This is a genomic window from Rothia nasimurium, assembly GCF_042660305.1.
GTDB lineage: Bacteria > Actinomycetota > Actinomycetes > Actinomycetales > Micrococcaceae > Rothia > Rothia nasimurium.
On record NZ_JBHSTW010000027.1, the window covers coordinates 1 to 15,680 of the forward strand.

A 15,680-nucleotide genomic window follows, 5' to 3' on the forward strand; every position below is an offset into this window, starting at 1 on the left:
GGGGTTGTATGGGCGGGTGTTTGCGGTGGTGCGGGGGTTGGTGTTTTTGGCTGCGGGTGGGACTTTTGAATAAGCCTCATAGCCACAGCCAAGGTGGGCGGGGTGAAAACCTCATCGTTTGAGAGGTTCGCTATGCAGGTCAAAACATCAGGGTTATGGCCCCTTAACAGAGTGTTTTCTGTCATCTATCCGTCCAGTTCTGCTATCTGCTTGACCGTCATTGGCTTGTGGGTGTGTACCGGATCAAAAATACTCTCTGCCTCAAGCTCCCCAAACAGACTATCTGTATGCTCATTACCTTGAGCAAGGTTCTTGCCCCTGGCAAGATTCTCGAAAGAAAAATCTCGGCGCTGAAATTTTCCCTTAGCCAGGTAGCCCCACTCAGGAAAAATTATCGCTTCGCCGTTGGGCCTGAGCAGGGTGAGAGCGTCAGCTTGAACAATATTGACATCCAGAACCTTACGAGCTGCTTTACCCCATTCGGGGGTGCTGCTGTCATTGATAAAAGCGTCAAAGATACTAGCCAGGTTCTCACGGCATATTTGGGCATTATCTTCAAGCAACTCGATACCGTATATGCACATCAGTCCGAGTAGGGCGTAGTGCCGGCGTTCAAACTCATTTTTGCCGTAACGGCCCTGAACGGTTGCTAATTTTCGGAGTAGCACCTGCACCAGAAAGTTGCCTTCACCGCAGGCTGGTTCCAGGAACCGTGAGTCGATACGTTCAGATTCATCTTTGACAAGGTTGAGCATTGCCTCAACGATATGAGCAGGTGTAAACACTTCACCATGGTCGGCAACTCGTTGTTTAGATTTAACGAGGAGCTCTTCCTTGAGATCAGCAGAATCTGCCATGATGTACCGCCTTGCAGTTATCGTCCGAACGGGGGGCGCTCTTATCGAGACTATCTACCACCCCTCAACATCATAACTTTTCGCTTACCAATTCGTTATCCCCATAAGCTGATACCTCAACTCAGATGGGCGTAAGCAATGCCTTGCTAGCAGCTACACGACATGAGAGGTTAATTCCCTTTAACCTGAGCCACCGACCGCCGCAACATGCTCACATTGGCCTCGGAATACAAAGGATCAAGCGCCACCTCAAAAGGAATCCTCTGCTCCCTCACCATCTTCCTTGCAAACATGGAGAAAGCATCAGAAACCGTAATTCCCAGCTCCTGACACAAGACCTCAAGATTCCTCTTAGTCTGCTCATCCAACTTCACCTCTACCGCAGACATCACCACAACATAGCCCTCCTGAAACTCAGCCTAGATTCACTGTAAGGCTTACCCAGAAATAACTGAAGCCCAGCCTGTCATTGCCTCAGCCTTACCCCACCCCACCGCGTCCTTCCCCACAAACCCACAAGCCAGCAAACAAGCCATGAGACAATAGAACCTATGGACTTCAAAGAACGCCTCAGCACCCCCGTCGTCATGGAAAACCCCCAGGCAGACCGCGTCAAAGATATCGCCAAACTTGCCACCCGGGCAGCCCGCACCAAGACCGGGCACTTCCTAGTAGAGGGGCCGCAGGCCGTCCGCGAAGCCCTCAAAGCCCACCAGGTCAAGCCCCTGCTCGACGCCGTCTACATCACCGAACGCGCCTTCGACCGCCACCCCGACATCGTCGACCTGCTCGAAGAAGCCCACGGAACCCCTACCCCTGAGCCCGGCCGTAAGGTCTTCATGCGTATGGTGACCGAGCCCGTCCTCGCGGCCATGGCCGAATCCGTCAGCCCCCAGGGCATTATCGCCGTCGCCTTCCAGAACGACATCGCCCCCTCCGACATCTGGGGCGAAGGGGCCATCAACCCCAAGCTCATCGCCGTCCTGGCTCGTGTGCAAGACCCCGGCAACGCTGGCACTATCCTGCGGGCTGCCGACGCCGCCGGTGCTGACCTGATCGTCACCACCAAGGGCTCCGTTGACCTCTACAACCCCAAGGCAGTGCGCTCCACCGCAGGCTCCCTCTTCCACGTACCCGTGATCCAGGGCATCGACCTTGAAGATTTCGCCGAGGACGCCAAAGCCCAGGGCATCGGCGTCCTTGCAGCGGACGGCTACGGCCGGGTTTCCCTCGATGACCTACAGGACGCCGCCTTCGCCCTGCGTAACGGCGTCGAACCCCGTAAGAAGGTCAAATACGACCTGGCCAAGCCCACCATGTGGCTCTTCGGCAACGAAGCGGCGGGCCTGAGTGATGAAGAGAAGGCTGCTGCCTCCCTGCGCGTGGCTGTTCCCCTGCGCGGGGCCGCCGAGTCGCTGAACGTCGGCATGGCAGCTGGTGTCTGCCTCTTTGCTTCATCCCTGGCCCAGAACCGCAAGGGCGACTAGTGGGGGAGCAGCCTACTGCGGTCTACCCGGTGCAGGTGGTCGGGGCGGCTATCGTCGATTCTTTGACCAGCCCTACCCGCCTGTTGGTGGGTCAGCGCTCGGCTCCTCCGGCGCTCGCAGGCCTGTGGGAGTTTCCCGGCGGCAAGGTTGAGGCCGGTGAATCCTGCGAGGATGCCTTGCTCCGTGAACTGGGCGAAGAGCTGGGCATTACCGCCCAGCTCGGTGCCGAGATTGTCGGCCCCCACCCCCAGGGCTGGGTGCTGAACGAGAAAGCTGCTATGCGGGTTTGGTTTGTAGAAATTACGGACGGACGCGCCACCGCCCTGCAAGATCACGCCGAGTTGCGCTGGGTTCCGCTTGATGCCACGGTGCTGGAGCTGCCCTGGATTCCCGCTGACTTTCCTATTGTCGAGGAGTTGCTGGCGGGCGTCCGCGCCGCCTAACCTGTAGCGAAGCGTAATAGAACTCGCCTCGGTGAGAATATAAGGTGTCTGACTTTTATCTCCGGTATGATGTGTAGTACGCAACACATCTTTCACATGGAGGTTTAGACATGTCGCAGACACCCTACGGAACTAACGACCACTCCGCACCGAACGACACACAGGCCATGTATATGGGTGGCCAGCCCGGATTCGGGCAGCAGCCGGTAGCTCCCGACGCTGAGCAGAAGCACAAACGCTCACAGGTCATTCTCTTAGCTACAGCTGTTGTTTACCTGCTGGTGCAGGTACTAGGCTACGTGCTGACACCCGCAACTATCGATGTGCTCGGTGAGACCGTGCCCACCGACCAAAACCCCGTGACCACTGTGGCGGGAACCGTTATTGGTCTGGCACTTTTTGCTCTGGTGTACTTCCTCATGGCTAAGTACAAAAAGGCTGGTCGCATCACCGGCTATGTTTTCGCGGGTCTGGGAATTCTTGGCGCAGCCTTCTCGGCGCTGGGCTCATTCTACATCTCGCTAATTGTCGTTGTTCTTTGCATTGTTTGGCTGGTTCTGGCCATCGTCTGGATTGTTGCGGTATCGAACAAGTCCGTTGCTTCAATCCTGCGCTAGACCTTATCTTCTAGCTGTGATGGGCCCTCCGGTTGATCCGGAGGGCCCATTTCTGTGCGCGCTTCACATTCTTGTATCGTGACCGGCTAGTTGTTACGCTAAAAGAAAGGAGGCTGATGATTTATGAAAGAAAAAGAGAAACAGCAACTGGCCTTTAGCAGGGGAGAAGTGCCCACGGTTATCCGGGTAATGCAGGGCATTTTAGTGCTGTCGGGCATCGCCTATCTGACGCAAATGGTTACTTCCCTTGATGTCAGCGACGCACGGGGAGTCGTAAGTGCTGGTATTTCAATTGCCCTCACCTTCCTGCTATATATCTGGGTTATCCGCCGCACCGGCACCTGGCAAAAAGCAGGAGCCGCTAACCTATTCGGGTTTGTCTGTACCGTCATCAGCACTGTTTCGCTTCTTTCGCTGGTCTGGGTTGCACCTCCTGCTGCCGGTGCAGTGGCTATGATCGGGTTCCTGGTGTGGTCTCTAGCCAACCTCACCTGGCTTGGCCTAACTTTCACCCCTGTTGCCCGTGCCTTCTTTGAACGGGTTGATGTTATTCCAGCGCCCTAAGTGCCTGCTGGTGGTCACTTACCTGCGGGCAGCGTCCGCTCCGTTCCCATTGAGCGCGAGCCTGCTTCACCTTTTTGCACTAAACTATTGTCTTGATGCCCTGGGCGCGGTAAGCGCCCGTTTCGCCCACAATGTGAAGAGAAGTGCAGATGACTGATTCTTTGCCCGAGGTGCCTGAGAACCCCACACCCTTCCAGGTGCTGGCTAACATTCGCGCCATTCTAGAAAAAGACCCCGAGAACGGTCTGGCGACCGTCCGCGAAGCCTTCACCGCCGAGTTTGAGCGTGCGCAGAAGGAAATCGCTGAAAAAACCGCTGACTTCGAAGAACTTAAGCGCGTGCGCCTGGATTTCACCGGCGATAAGGCTGGCTTCACCCTGGCTAATAAGCAGATGCGTGATCTGCGTAAGGAGCACAAGGCTGAGGTGGGTAAGCTCATGGGCCAGGCGCGCGGACGCCTGACTAAGGCTCTTGAGGCCCGTAACGCTGAGCTGGAAGAAGAGCGCGACGCTCGTATTCTGGTTGAAGAGGCTGTGGACGTGACTGCCCACACTCCTCGCCGCCGTATCGGTGGTCGCCACCCCATCAGCGTCCTGCAGGAGCAGATGTGCGATATCTTTGTGGGCATGGGCTGGGAGATTGCCGACGGCCCCGAACTTGAGTCAGAGTGGTACAACTTTGATTCGCTGAATTTCAAGCCTGACCACCCGGCTCGTGAGCTGCAGGATACCTTCTTCGTGGAGCCCACCAGTGCCCACCTGATGCTGCGTACCCACACCTCCCCGGTGCAGATGCGCTCCCTGCTTTCCCGCGACCTGCCCCTTTATGTGGTCTGCCCCGGCCAGGTCTACCGCACCGATGAGCTCGATGCTACCCACACCCCGGTCTTCCACCAGATTGAGGGCCTGGCCGTTGATAAGGGCCTGACCATGGCTGACCTCAAGGGCACCCTGGAGCACATGGCCCGCGCCATGTTTGGCGAAGAAGCAAAGATTCGCCTGCGCCCCAACTACTTCCCCTTCACCGAGCCGTCCGCTGAGCTGGACGTCTGGCACCCGGACGCCAAGGGCGGCCCCCGTTGGATCGAGTGGGGCGGCTGCGGTATGGTCAACCCCAATGTGCTGCGTGCAGCCGGTGTTGACCCTGAAGTTTACTCAGGTTTCGCTTTTGGTATGGGCATCGAACGTACCCTCATGTTCCGCAACGGTGTGCAGGATATGCGCGACATGATTGAAGGCGACGTCCGTTTCTCACAGCAGTTCAAGATGGAGATCTAACCCATGCGAGTACCCCTTTCCTGGCTGCGTGAATACGCACCCGTCCCGGCCGACGCACGCGCCGAAGATGTCATGGCTACCCTGGTCACAGTTGGCCTGGAAGAAGAGGACGTCCACCGCCCCACCGACGAGCTGACCGGCCCCATCGTGGTGGGTCAGGTGCTCTCCATGGAGCCCGAAACCCACTCCAACGGTAAGACCGTTAACTGGTGCCAGGTGCGCGTTGTGCCCGAGGGCCAGAAGCAGACCCTGACCGGCAAGGGCATTGAAGAGTCCGGCGTGCAGGGCATTATCTGCGGCGCCCACAACTTCAAGCCCGGTGACAAGGTTGTTGTGACCCTGCCCGGTGCTGTGTTGCCCGGCGGCTTCGCTATTACCGCCCGCAAGACCTACGGCCACAAGTCAGCCGGCATGATCGCCTCCGTCAAGGAACTGGGTATCGGTGAGGACCACGGCGGCATCCTGGTGCTCTCAACCCTGGGTCTTGACCCCGAGGTTGGCACCGATGCCATGGAGCTGCTGGGTCTCTACGACGAAGCTGCTGAAGTCAACGTAACCCCCGACCGCGGCTATGGCTTCTCCATTCGCGGTATCGCCCGCGAGTACTGCCACGCTACCGGCAACGACTTCGATGACTTTGTGCTCGACCTGGCTGCCAAGGCCCCTGCTGCCAACGGCGCGGGCCTGCCCGTCACCCTGACTGACTCTGCCCCTATTCACGGTAAGGACGGCGCCACCCGCTTCGTTGCCCGCTCGGTCAGCGGCGTGGACGCAACCGCCCCCGTGCCCACCTGGATGTCCTCCCGCCTGCGCCTGGCGGGCGTCCGCTCCGTCTCCCTGCCGGTGGATATTTCCAACTACGTCATGCTCGAAACCGGCCAGCCCCTGCATTTTTACGATGCAGATAAGCTGACCGGCGGCATCACCGTGCGCCGTGCCGAAGCTGGCGAGAAGCTCACCACCCTGGACGAGAAGGAACGTGAGCTTCACGCCGAAGACCTGCTGATTACCGACGAGTCCGGCCCTATCGGCCTGGCCGGTGTCATGGGCGGGGCCTCCACCGAGGTCAGCGACTCCACCACCCGTATCGTGATTGAGGCAGCCCGCTTCGATGAGGTCTCCATCGCCCGCACCGCCCGCCGCCACAAGCTCTCCTCTGAGGCCTCAAAGCGCTTTGAACGCGGCGTTGACCCCCAGATCCAGGCAGCGGCCGCCCAGCGCGCCGTTGACCTGCTGGTTGAGCTGGCCGGTGCAAGTGCCGATGAGGGCGTGACGGACGCCGGTGGCAGCTTTACCCCCACCGTCATCTCCCTGCCCGCCGACTACACCGCAGGCCGTATCGGCATCGACTACACCCAAGAGCAGATTGTTGGCTCCCTGGAACAGATCGGTGCCAGTGTTGAGGTCGCTGAGGGCTCTTACGAGGTCACTGTGCCCTCCTGGCGCACCGACCTGGGCGCTAAGGAAGATCTGACCGAGGAAGTTGCCCGTCTGGTCGGCTATGACCAGATTCCCTCCACCCTGCCTGTGGCCCCTCCCGGCCGCGGCTACACCGTTGAGCAGACCCTGCGCCGCCGGGCCCTCAACGCCCTGGCAGCTTCAGGTCTGACCGAGGTCTTTGCCTACCCCTTCGTCTCCGATGAAGACAACATCCTCTGGGCTTCCCCGGTTGCCGGTGAGCCGGTGGACTCCATCCGCCTGGCTAACCCCATCTCGTCCGCCCAGGGCTGGATGCGCCGCTCCCTGCTGCCCGGCCTGACCGAGGTACTCTCCCGCAACCTCTCCCGCGGCTTCAAGAACCTGGCCATCTACGAGACCGGCTCCGTCTTTATCCCCGGCACCCAGCTGGGGTCAGCCTCCATTCCCGGTCTGGGCGTCAAGCCCTCCGATGAGGTTTTGGCAGATTTGAACGCCGGTATCCCCGACCAGCCCCGCCACATCGCCGGTCTTTTCGCCGGTGCTGAGCATGAGGAAACCCCGGGCATTACCGCCCGTGCCTTTGACTGGCGCGATGCCCTGGACTCTGTGCTGCTAGTAGCTGACGCCGCCGGCGTGAAGCTCACCCTTGCCAACGGTGAGCACCAGGCCTTCCATCCGGGCCGCACCGCCGTGCTCAAGAACGCAGCTGGTGAGGTCATCGCCTACGCCGGTGAGCTGCACCCCAAGCTGCTGGCCAAGCTGAACCTGCCCGAGCGCACCAGTGCCTTCGAGCTCAACTTCACCGCCCTCATCGCTCAGGCTGGTGAGGCGGTTCAGGCTACCGGTATCTCCGGCTACCCGGCAGCTAACCAGGACGTTGCCCTGGTGGTCGACGCTGCGGTTCCTGCCGCTGACGTGGCCGCTGCCCTGGCTGAGGGCGCCGGTGAGCTGCTCGAGGACGTCCGCGTCTTCGACGACTACCGCGGCACCGGCATCGAAGAGGGCAAGAAGTCCCTGGCCTTCGCCCTGCGCTTCCGCGCCACCGACCGCACCCTGACAGCCGACGAGGCCTCCGCGGCCCGTGAAGCAGGCGTTGCCCTGGTTGCCGAACGCTTCGGCGCGGTACAGCGAGCCTAAGCACCGCAAACCCTCACAAGGGGTAGAGCCCGGTGGACGCGCGTCCGCCGGGCTCTTTGCGTGCAGCGGGTGGGTTGTGGGGAAGTTCAGGGCAGCGCCTGGGAGGCACCGCTGAAAAAGCTGACCCTTCTGCGAGACCGATAAGCCTTTTAGGGGCTGACGCGATAGAATGGACTTCCGCCTTCATCTAGGCAATCACCCACAACCTCTGGAGATGCACCGTGAGCGATCAGCGTTACCTCGAAGACCGCGATAACTTCGACGAAGATGACCGCACCGACGACTTCTTCACCTTCACTGAAGAGGAAGAAGGCTACGAGGAACCCCGCGGGCCACTTGGGCCCAAGCTGGCTGCGGCGGGCATCATGATTCTGGCCTCTATCTTTGCCATTATCCTGCTGATTGGCGGCATACGGACCTTCAACGAGGCCCGCGCCAACGAAGGCTACGAGGGGCGCTCCTGGGTCATGACCGGCACCTTTGAAAAGGTCACCAGCGACCTGCAAGGTGATAGCAACGTGGCGACTTACACCGGTACCCTGCCCGATAACACCGCAATGACTGGTAAAACCTTCATTTCGGAGATTGCCGACCCTGTGCAGGTCAACCCCGGTTCTACTGTTGAGTTCCGCGGCTCCCAGACCGGTACCGTCAGCGCTGACTTCCCCGAGACCGTCGATGCCCTGCTGGTGCAAACCGGAGACGCTAACCTCACCGTGGTCCGTACCGGCGAAGAGGGTAGCCTGGTGCCGGTGACCGAAGATACCGTTGCATCGCAGAAACGTAGCGCCATGCTGCGTCTTGCCGGCGCAATTCTGGTCTTTGGTGCCGGTGTTGTCGGCACCTTCATGATGATTCGCAAGCGCAAGGGTGCAGAGAGTCTCGACTAGGTTGAGCTGCTCCCAGCCCCTACCCTCAACACCAGGGGGACCGCATTTTCAAAAAGGGACCGCACATTATGCGGTCCCTTTTTAGTTTTCAGGTCCCCTTGTGGGTGATGGTGCTGGGGCGGAAGGACGCCCGGGGGCGGCTTGGCGCTCGCAGGTTCACATTGCGAAACGTAGTGCATAAATATTTACTACTATGCAAAAACATGCAAAAATGGTGCTATGACTATTACCGTAGCTGTCACAGGAGCCACCGGGTACGCCGGTGGCGAGATTTTGCGCCTACTGGCAACCCACCCCCACGTTGAGGTAAAAACCGTGGCCGCGCACGCGTCCGCTGGTTCCCGCCTGGGTGACCTCGCCCCCCACCTTCGCGCCTACTCCGACCTGGTCGTTGCTGACACCACCGCCGAGGCCCTGAGCGGGCACGACGTTGTCTTCATGGCCCTGCCCCACGGTGCCAGCGCCGAGATCGCGGCCCAGCTACCCGAGAATACCCTGGTCATCGACGCCGGGGCAGACCACCGCCTTGACAGCGCGGACGCCTGGGAAAAGTTCTACGGTTCTGCACACTCCGGCACCTGGCCCTACGGTCTGCCCGAACTGCCCACCGCCACCGGCAAACAGCGCGATAACCTCGTGGGCACCAAGCGGGTTGCGGTGCCCGGGTGCTACCCCACGGCGTCCATCCTGGCCCTGGCTCCCGGTTTTGCCGCCGGTCTGCTCGAACCCACCGACGTGGTTATCGTTGCCGCTTCAGGTACCTCAGGGGCCGGGAAGAGCCTCAAGCCCCACCTGCTCTCAGCCGAGGTCATGGGCGGAATGAGCCCCTACGGGGTCGGCGGCTCCCACCGGCACACCCCCGAAATCGAAGAGAAGCTCACCCACATCGCGGGGGAGCAGGTGCAGATTTCCTTTACCCCAACCCTCGCCCCCATGCCCCGAGGCATCCTCGCTACCGCAACCGCGCGCGTCCGCCCCGGCGTGACCGAAGCCCAGCTGCGTGAAGCCTGGCAGCAGGCCTACGCCGACGAAAAGTTCGTGTACCTGCTCCCCGAAGGGCAGTGGCCCACCACCAAGAGCGTGCAGGGCTCCAACCACGCCGAAATGCAGCTGGCCTTCGACGCGCACGCCGGGCGCGTGATCGTCACCAGCGTCATCGACAACCTAGCCAAGGGCACCGCCGGCGGTGCCATCCAATCCATGAACATTGCCCTCGGGCTCCCCGAAAACGCAGGTCTGCTCCAGGAAGGACTCGCACCGTGACCGACACTATCCACCAGATCGAAGGCATCACCACCCATGGAGTCACCTTCCCCCGGAGCTTCCGCGCTACGGGCGTCCGCGCTGGAATCAGCGCCGTTGAGGGTAAAAAGGACGTCGCCCTGGTCGTCAACGACGGGCCCGTCAAGCACGCTGCCGCCGTCTTCACTAGCAACCGCTTCGCCGCCGCCCCCGTGCTCTGGAGCCAGCAGGTCATCAGCGACGGCCGGGCCGACGCCGTCCTGCTCAACTCCGGCGGCGCTAACGCCTGCACCGGTGCCCCCGGCTTCCAAGACACGCACAAATCCGCTGAACTCGTTGCCGACCTGCTCGGCGTCTCAGCCGGCGACGTGCTGGTGTGCTCCACCGGCCTCATTGGCGAGCGCCTGCCTATGGACAAGCTCACCGCGGGCGCAAAGGACGCCGCAGCCTCCTTGGGCGTGAGCTCCGGCTCTTCGCTGGCGGCGGCTGAAGCCATCATGACCACCGATACCGTCTCAAAGCAGGCCGCTATCGGCGTGGAAATCGAAGAGGGCGGCTCCTATCTGATCGGCGGTATGGCCAAGGGCGCAGGCATGCTGGCCCCGGGGCTGGCTACCATGCTGGTGGTTATCACCACCGATGCCCTGGTCTCACCCGACAACCTCGACACCGCCCTGCGCGAGGCCGTGCGCCTGAGCTTCAATCGGGCCGACTCTGACGGCTGCATGTCGACCAACGACACCGTTATTCTCATGAGCTCCGGCGCCTCCGATATCGAACCTGACCTGGGCGTCTTCACCGAAGCCCTCACCAAGGTCTGCCAGGACCTGGCCTTGCAGCTCATCGGGGATGCCGAGGGCGCCAGCCACGACATCCACGTACGCACCCTGGGCGCCGCCAGCGAAGCGGATGCCGAAGAAGTCTCCCGGGCAGTATCCCGCTCCAACCTCTTCAAAACCGCCATCTTCGGCAACGACCCCAACTGGGGCCGCATCCTCTCCGAAGTTGGCACCACCTCAGCCACATTCGACTCCGATCAGGTCAACGTCACCATCAACGGCGTACAGGTCTGCACCGGCGGCGGCATCGGCCAAGACCGCTCCCTCGTTGACCTCGCCGCAGACCGCAAAGTAACCGTCGACATCGACCTGGGCGCAGGCCAGCACGAAGCCACCATCTGGACCAACGACCTCACCCACGACTACGTCCACGAAAACTCGGCCTACTCCAGCTAACCGAAAGATCCCCATGGCAGAGCAAAAAAACGCCCACGCCCGCTTCGACACCGCCCAACAAAAAGCCAAAACCCTCATGGAAGCCCTACCCTGGATCCAACAGTTCCGGGGCAAAATCATGGTCTTCAAATACGGGGGCAACGCCATGATCTCCGAGGAACTGCGCGCAGCCTTCGCTGAAGACATGGTCTTCTTACGAACCATCGGTATCTGCCCCGTCGTCGTGCACGGCGGTGGCCCCCAAATCACCGCCATGCTCACCAAACTCGGCATCGAAAGCGAGTTCCGCGGCGGCCTGCGCTACACCACCCCCGAAGCCATGGACGTCGTCCGCATGGTACTCACCGGCCAAGTAGCCCGCGAGCTCGTCTCCCTCATCAACGCCCACGGCCCCTTCGCCGTCGCTATGAGCGGCGAGGACGGCGGGCTCCTACGTGCCCGCCGCATCGGCACCGTGGTGGACGGCCAAGAAGTCGACCTCGGCCTCGTCGGTGAAGTGGTCGGCGTGAACACCACCGCCATCATGTCCATGATCCAGGCCGGCAAAATCCCCGTTATCTCCTCCGTCGCCCCCGAAATGCACGACCCCGAAAAGTACCCCGAACATAACCACGGGCTTGCCGGGCTCACCGGAGAAATCCTCAACGTCAACGCAGACACCGCAGCCGCAGCCGTCGCCGCCGCCCTCGGAGCCGAAAAACTCGTCGTCCTGACCGACGTCGAAGGCCTCTACGCCAACTGGCCCGACAAAGACTCCCTCATCTCATCCCTCACCGTCAGCGAACTACGCGAGATGCTCCCCAGCCTGGTCTCCGGCATGATCCCCAAAATGAGTGCCTGCCTGCAGGCCGTAGAACAGGGCGTGCCCAGAGCCTCCATCGTCGACGGACGCCTCGCCCACTCGCCCCTACTCGAAATCTTCACCGACCGCGGCATCGGCACCCAGCTCACCCCCGACAACGTCGACGATACCCCCTGGCACCACCCGGCCCCTGACTTCCAGGTCAAGCCGGTGACTTATTAGGACTACTTAACTCAGCGAGCTACACAGATATTTCGCTCGCTAACTTCAACGGGAAATACCATGTCTCAAGAACAACTATTAAACAACTACAAAGATGAGCTACTCGGGGTCTTTGGCGACCCCTCCCTGGTGCTGGTCTCGGGGCAGGGCTCACGCGTGACGGACGCCGACGGAGCCACCTACTTTGACCTACTTGGCGGTATCGCCGTCAACGCTCTTGGCCATGCCCACCCCGCCTGGGTAAAAGCCGTCAGCGAGCAGGCCGCAACCCTGGCCCATGTCTCCAACTTCTTCACCAGCCCCCAACAGATCTCCCTGGCCCACCGCCTGCTGGGCTATCTGGGCACCGAGTCGGGCCGCGTCTTCTTCTGCAACTCCGGCACCGAAGCTAACGAAGCCGCCTACAAACTCGCCCGTCGCCACGGCAACCTCCACGGTAAAGGCACCATCCTAGCCCTGGACCACGGCTTCCACGGGCGCACCATCGGCGCCCTATCCCTCACCTGGAAACCCGCCTACCGCCAGCCCTTCGAACCCCTCCCCGCCGGTATCAAACACATTCCGGCCACCCTCGAAGCCCTGGAAGAAAACCTCACCGACGACGTCGCAGCGCTCATCGTTGAACCTATCCAGGGGGAAGCCGGCGTCCTGCCCCTGCCCGCAGGCTATCTCACCCGCGCCCGCGAACTCACCCGCGCTCGCGGCGCCCTGCTCATCGTGGACGAAGTCCAAACCGGCATGGGCCGCACCGGCCGCTGGTTCGAACACTCCCGCGAACTAACCGGCGACAACCTGCCCGACGCCATCACCCTCGCCAAGGGCCTGGGCGGAGGCTTCCCCATCGGCGCCATGATCGTGGTCGGCGACGACAACGCCCGCACCCTCGAAGCAGGCATGCACGGCACAACCTTCGGCGGCAACCCCCTCGCCACCGCAGCAGCTACCGCAACCCTCGAAACCATCGAGGCTGAACATCTCCTCGACTCAGCCGCCCAACGCGGCTCAACCTTCAGAGCCGCTATCGAAGAACTAGACGGCGTAGCAGAAACCAGGGGAGCAGGGCTACTCATCGGCATCGTCCTCACCGACGACACTACCGACTCCGGTGCGCCCCTGGCACCAGCCTTCGTGACCGCCGCCCGGGCCGCAGGCTTCATCGTCAATGCCCCGGACGCCCGCACCGTCCGCATCGCCCCGGCCCTGACCATCACCGACGCTGAACTAGCAGAGTTTACCGCTGCCTTCCCCACGATTCTGGCTGACGCGCGACAGCAGTAAATGCAGATGGAAAAATATCGGTGAACATCGCGGATGCCTTTCTGCCGACTAACCTTCTCACAGGCTCGCTAGCGCTCGCATGTGATTCATGCCAGCCCCAGCCAGTCGGCGCAAAAGGCATCCGCGATGTCTACTCTTATTCACATACTGCATAACTATCAGTAACTGTGCATATAATGAAAGGTCAGCTGAAACGCTGCCCCCAACCCTAGGAGAAAACCGTGGTCCGCCACTTCCTCAAAGACACCGACCTCACCCCCGCCGAGCAGGCGCAGGTGCTCGATTTGGCTGCCTCCATGAAGGCGGACCGCTACGGCTACAAGCCTCTGACGGGCCCCCAGACCGCAGCCGTCATCTTTGATAAAACCTCGACCCGCACCCGCTTCTCCTTCCATGCAGGTATCGCAGAACTCGGCGGCAACCCCCTGATTGTTAACCCCGGCGAAGCCCAGCTTGGCCATAAGGAAACCATCTCAGATACCGCCAAGGTGATCTCCCGCATGGTTTCCACCATTGTCTGGCGCACCTACGCCCAGGCGGGTCTTGAAGAGATGGCTGAGCACTCCCGCGTGCCCGTCATCAACGCCCTCTCCGACGACTACCACCCCTGCCAGATCCTCGCCGACTTGCTCACCATCCGCGAGCACAAGGGCAAGCTGGCAGGCCTCACCATGGTTTACCTGGGCGATGCCGCCAACAACATGGCTAACTCCTACCTGCTCGGTGGCGCCACCGCGGGCATGCACGTTCGTATCGCGGGCCCCGAGGGTTACCTTCCCGCTGACTCCGTCGTCGCAGAAGCCCAGCAGCGGGCAGCCGAAACCGGCGGCTCAATCCTGGTCACCACCGACCCCGACCAGGCCCTGACCGGCGCCGACGTCGTCATCACCGACACCTGGGTCTCCATGGGCCAAGAGGACGAAAAAGAAGCCCGCACCCAGGTCTTCAAGCCCTACACCGTCAACACCGAGGCTATGAATAGGGCTGATTCCAGCGCTATCTTCCTCCACTGCCTTCCCGCCTACCGCGGCTACGAAGTCACCGCCGACGTCATCGACGGGCCCGCCTCCGTCGTCTTCGACGAAGCAGAAAACCGCATCCACGCCCAAAAAGCCCTCATGGCCTTCCTGCTCGCCGAGTCCAACCTAGCCACCGACGTCCGCACAGCCCTCAGCTAAACCGACCAGAAAAAGAGAAGAAACAATGGCGATTCCCTCCACCAAAACCGCGCGGCAAGCCCGCATCATCGAGGTGCTCCAAACCCACCGCGTGCGCTCGCAGGCCGAACTAGCCCAGCTACTCACCGACGACGGGCTCAAAGTCACCCAGGCGACCCTCTCCCGCGACCTGGTGGAAATTGGCGCCGAGCGCGTGCGCGACGAAAAATCGGGGCTAATCTACGCCGTACCTAACCACCCCGTCCGTCGGAGCACCCAGGAAGGCCCCGACGCTCGCCTTGTTTCCCTCTTCAAAGAACTGCTCGTGACTGCCGAGGCCTCAGCCAACCTGGTCATCCTGCGTACCCCGCCGGGCGCAGCCCAGTTCCTGGCCTCAGCTATTGACCAGGCCGGGCTAGAGCCTCTGCTGGGGTCCATCGCGGGCGACGACACCGTCATGGTCATTACCCGCGACCCCAACGGCGGCGAAAAAGTAGCCGCCCTCTTCCTCGAGTGGGCGGCTTAAGCAAAGAAAAACTAAAAACAGGGGCGGGCTACCTCGGTAGCCCGCCCCTACTTTTTAGGCGAAGAGCTTCTTCATCTCTTCAAGGTTGAAGAATTCGGCGACGTCGGCCGGGGTCTGGCTCCCCAGGGTCTCGTCGGCTCCGGCGTCCAGGAGCATGCGGGCAATTGGCAGATTGTTACGGAAGGTCGCGCAGACCAGGGCGGTCTGGCCCCGCTCGTTGAGTCGGTCAAGATCAGCGCCCTCGTTAATCAGCAGCTGAACCAGCTCCGAGTGCTCGTGGTAGGCGGCCAAAATGAGCAGGGTGTCGCCCTTTGCGTTGGTCAGGTCAACGGGTACGCCCTGGTCAAACAGGGATTTGAGGGCTACCGGCTTGTTGTCCCGTGCCAGGTCGAAGACCGAGTTGAGGAAGTCGATGTCCTGCTCGGTCAGGCTATGGTTCGCATCTGTCATACTTTCACTTTCTCAGAAAGCGAGCCTCTTTAGCAACCCTGTCTAGACCACCCTACAGCTTGTGCCCACCTTATTTA

15 protein-coding genes and 1 pseudogene are annotated in these 15,680 nt (G+C 61.2%); 13 read left to right on the forward strand and 3 right to left on the reverse strand.

The genetic code is table 11. From position 1 onward, the window contains the following. Positions 1-185: 185 nt before the first annotated feature. The gene (locus ACFP6B_RS10840; protein WP_237186821.1) at positions 186-857 is read right to left on the reverse strand and encodes an N-6 DNA methylase; all 672 of its coding nucleotides are present in this window, start codon (positions 855-857) and stop codon (positions 186-188) included. A gap of 170 nt (positions 858-1,027) precedes the next feature. Beyond that, positions 1,028-1,246: a type II toxin-antitoxin system RelB/DinJ family antitoxin gene (locus tag ACFP6B_RS10845; protein WP_377129906.1), complete on the reverse strand. Its 219-nt coding sequence runs from the start codon at positions 1,244-1,246 to the stop codon at positions 1,028-1,030. 162 nt (positions 1,247-1,408) lie between these two features. Between ACFP6B_RS10845 and ACFP6B_RS10850 the strand changes: the two genes are divergently transcribed. From ACFP6B_RS10850 to ACFP6B_RS10910, 13 genes and pseudogenes are all read left to right on the forward strand, one after another. Next, positions 1,409-2,344: a TrmH family RNA methyltransferase gene (locus ACFP6B_RS10850; RefSeq protein WP_377129908.1), complete on the forward strand. Its 936-nt coding sequence runs from the start codon at positions 1,409-1,411 to the stop codon at positions 2,342-2,344. Further along, positions 2,344-2,787, forward strand: coding sequence for a (deoxy)nucleoside triphosphate pyrophosphohydrolase (locus ACFP6B_RS10855; RefSeq protein WP_377129910.1), 444 nt, complete (start codon positions 2,344-2,346; stop codon positions 2,785-2,787). Before ACFP6B_RS10850 ends, ACFP6B_RS10855 begins: the two co-directional genes overlap by 1 nt. Positions 2,788-2,897: 110 nt before the next feature. Further along, positions 2,898-3,404: a hypothetical protein gene (locus tag ACFP6B_RS10860; RefSeq protein ID WP_237197155.1), complete on the forward strand. Its 507-nt coding sequence runs from the start codon at positions 2,898-2,900 to the stop codon at positions 3,402-3,404. A gap of 123 nt (positions 3,405-3,527) precedes the next feature. Then, positions 3,528-3,968, forward strand: coding sequence for a hypothetical protein (locus tag ACFP6B_RS10865; protein WP_377129913.1), 441 nt, complete (start codon positions 3,528-3,530; stop codon positions 3,966-3,968). Between the two features lie 149 nt (positions 3,969-4,117). Beyond that, a complete protein-coding gene (gene pheS, locus ACFP6B_RS10870) occupies positions 4,118-5,245 on the forward strand; it encodes a phenylalanine--tRNA ligase subunit alpha (RefSeq protein ID WP_185173242.1) in 1,128 nt (375 codons plus the stop codon). A gap of 3 nt (positions 5,246-5,248) precedes the next feature. Next, on the forward strand, positions 5,249-7,801 hold the full coding sequence (pheT, locus tag ACFP6B_RS10875) for a phenylalanine--tRNA ligase subunit beta (RefSeq protein WP_377129915.1): 2,553 nt from the start codon (positions 5,249-5,251) through the stop codon (positions 7,799-7,801). Between the two features lie 221 nt (positions 7,802-8,022). Beyond that, complete coding sequence (locus ACFP6B_RS10880) at positions 8,023-8,691, forward strand: hypothetical protein (RefSeq protein WP_377129917.1); 669 nt, start codon at positions 8,023-8,025, stop codon at positions 8,689-8,691. A gap of 219 nt (positions 8,692-8,910) precedes the next feature. Beyond that, positions 8,911-9,954 (forward strand): N-acetyl-gamma-glutamyl-phosphate reductase, encoded by a 1,044-nt coding sequence (gene argC, locus ACFP6B_RS10885; RefSeq protein WP_377129919.1) that lies wholly within the window; start codon positions 8,911-8,913, stop codon positions 9,952-9,954. Beyond that, the gene (gene argJ, locus ACFP6B_RS10890) at positions 9,951-11,168 is read left to right on the forward strand and encodes a bifunctional glutamate N-acetyltransferase/amino-acid acetyltransferase ArgJ (protein ID WP_377129921.1); all 1,218 of its coding nucleotides are present in this window, start codon (positions 9,951-9,953) and stop codon (positions 11,166-11,168) included. The genes argC and argJ overlap by 4 nt, the downstream gene beginning before the upstream one ends. A gap of 13 nt (positions 11,169-11,181) precedes the next feature. Then, a complete protein-coding gene (argB, locus tag ACFP6B_RS10895) occupies positions 11,182-12,192 on the forward strand; it encodes an acetylglutamate kinase (RefSeq protein ID WP_237197143.1) in 1,011 nt (336 codons plus the stop codon). A 60-nt stretch (positions 12,193-12,252) separates the two neighbouring features. Continuing rightward, positions 12,253-13,470, forward strand: coding sequence for an acetylornithine transaminase (locus tag ACFP6B_RS10900; protein WP_377129923.1), 1,218 nt, complete (start codon positions 12,253-12,255; stop codon positions 13,468-13,470). 221 nt (positions 13,471-13,691) lie between these two features. After that, positions 13,692-14,648 carry an ornithine carbamoyltransferase gene (argF, locus tag ACFP6B_RS10905; RefSeq protein ID WP_377129925.1) on the forward strand — a complete coding sequence of 319 codons (957 nt, stop codon included), beginning with the start codon at positions 13,692-13,694 and terminating at the stop codon, positions 14,646-14,648. Between the two features lie 16 nt (positions 14,649-14,664). Then, a pseudogene (locus ACFP6B_RS10910) lies at positions 14,665-15,153 on the forward strand (arginine repressor); the annotation flags it as partial. Between the two features lie 54 nt (positions 15,154-15,207). Here the strand turns inward: ACFP6B_RS10910 and ACFP6B_RS10915 are convergent. Further along, the gene (locus tag ACFP6B_RS10915; protein WP_377129927.1) at positions 15,208-15,603 is read right to left on the reverse strand and encodes an ankyrin repeat domain-containing protein; all 396 of its coding nucleotides are present in this window, start codon (positions 15,601-15,603) and stop codon (positions 15,208-15,210) included. Positions 15,604-15,680: the final 77 nt, after the last annotated feature.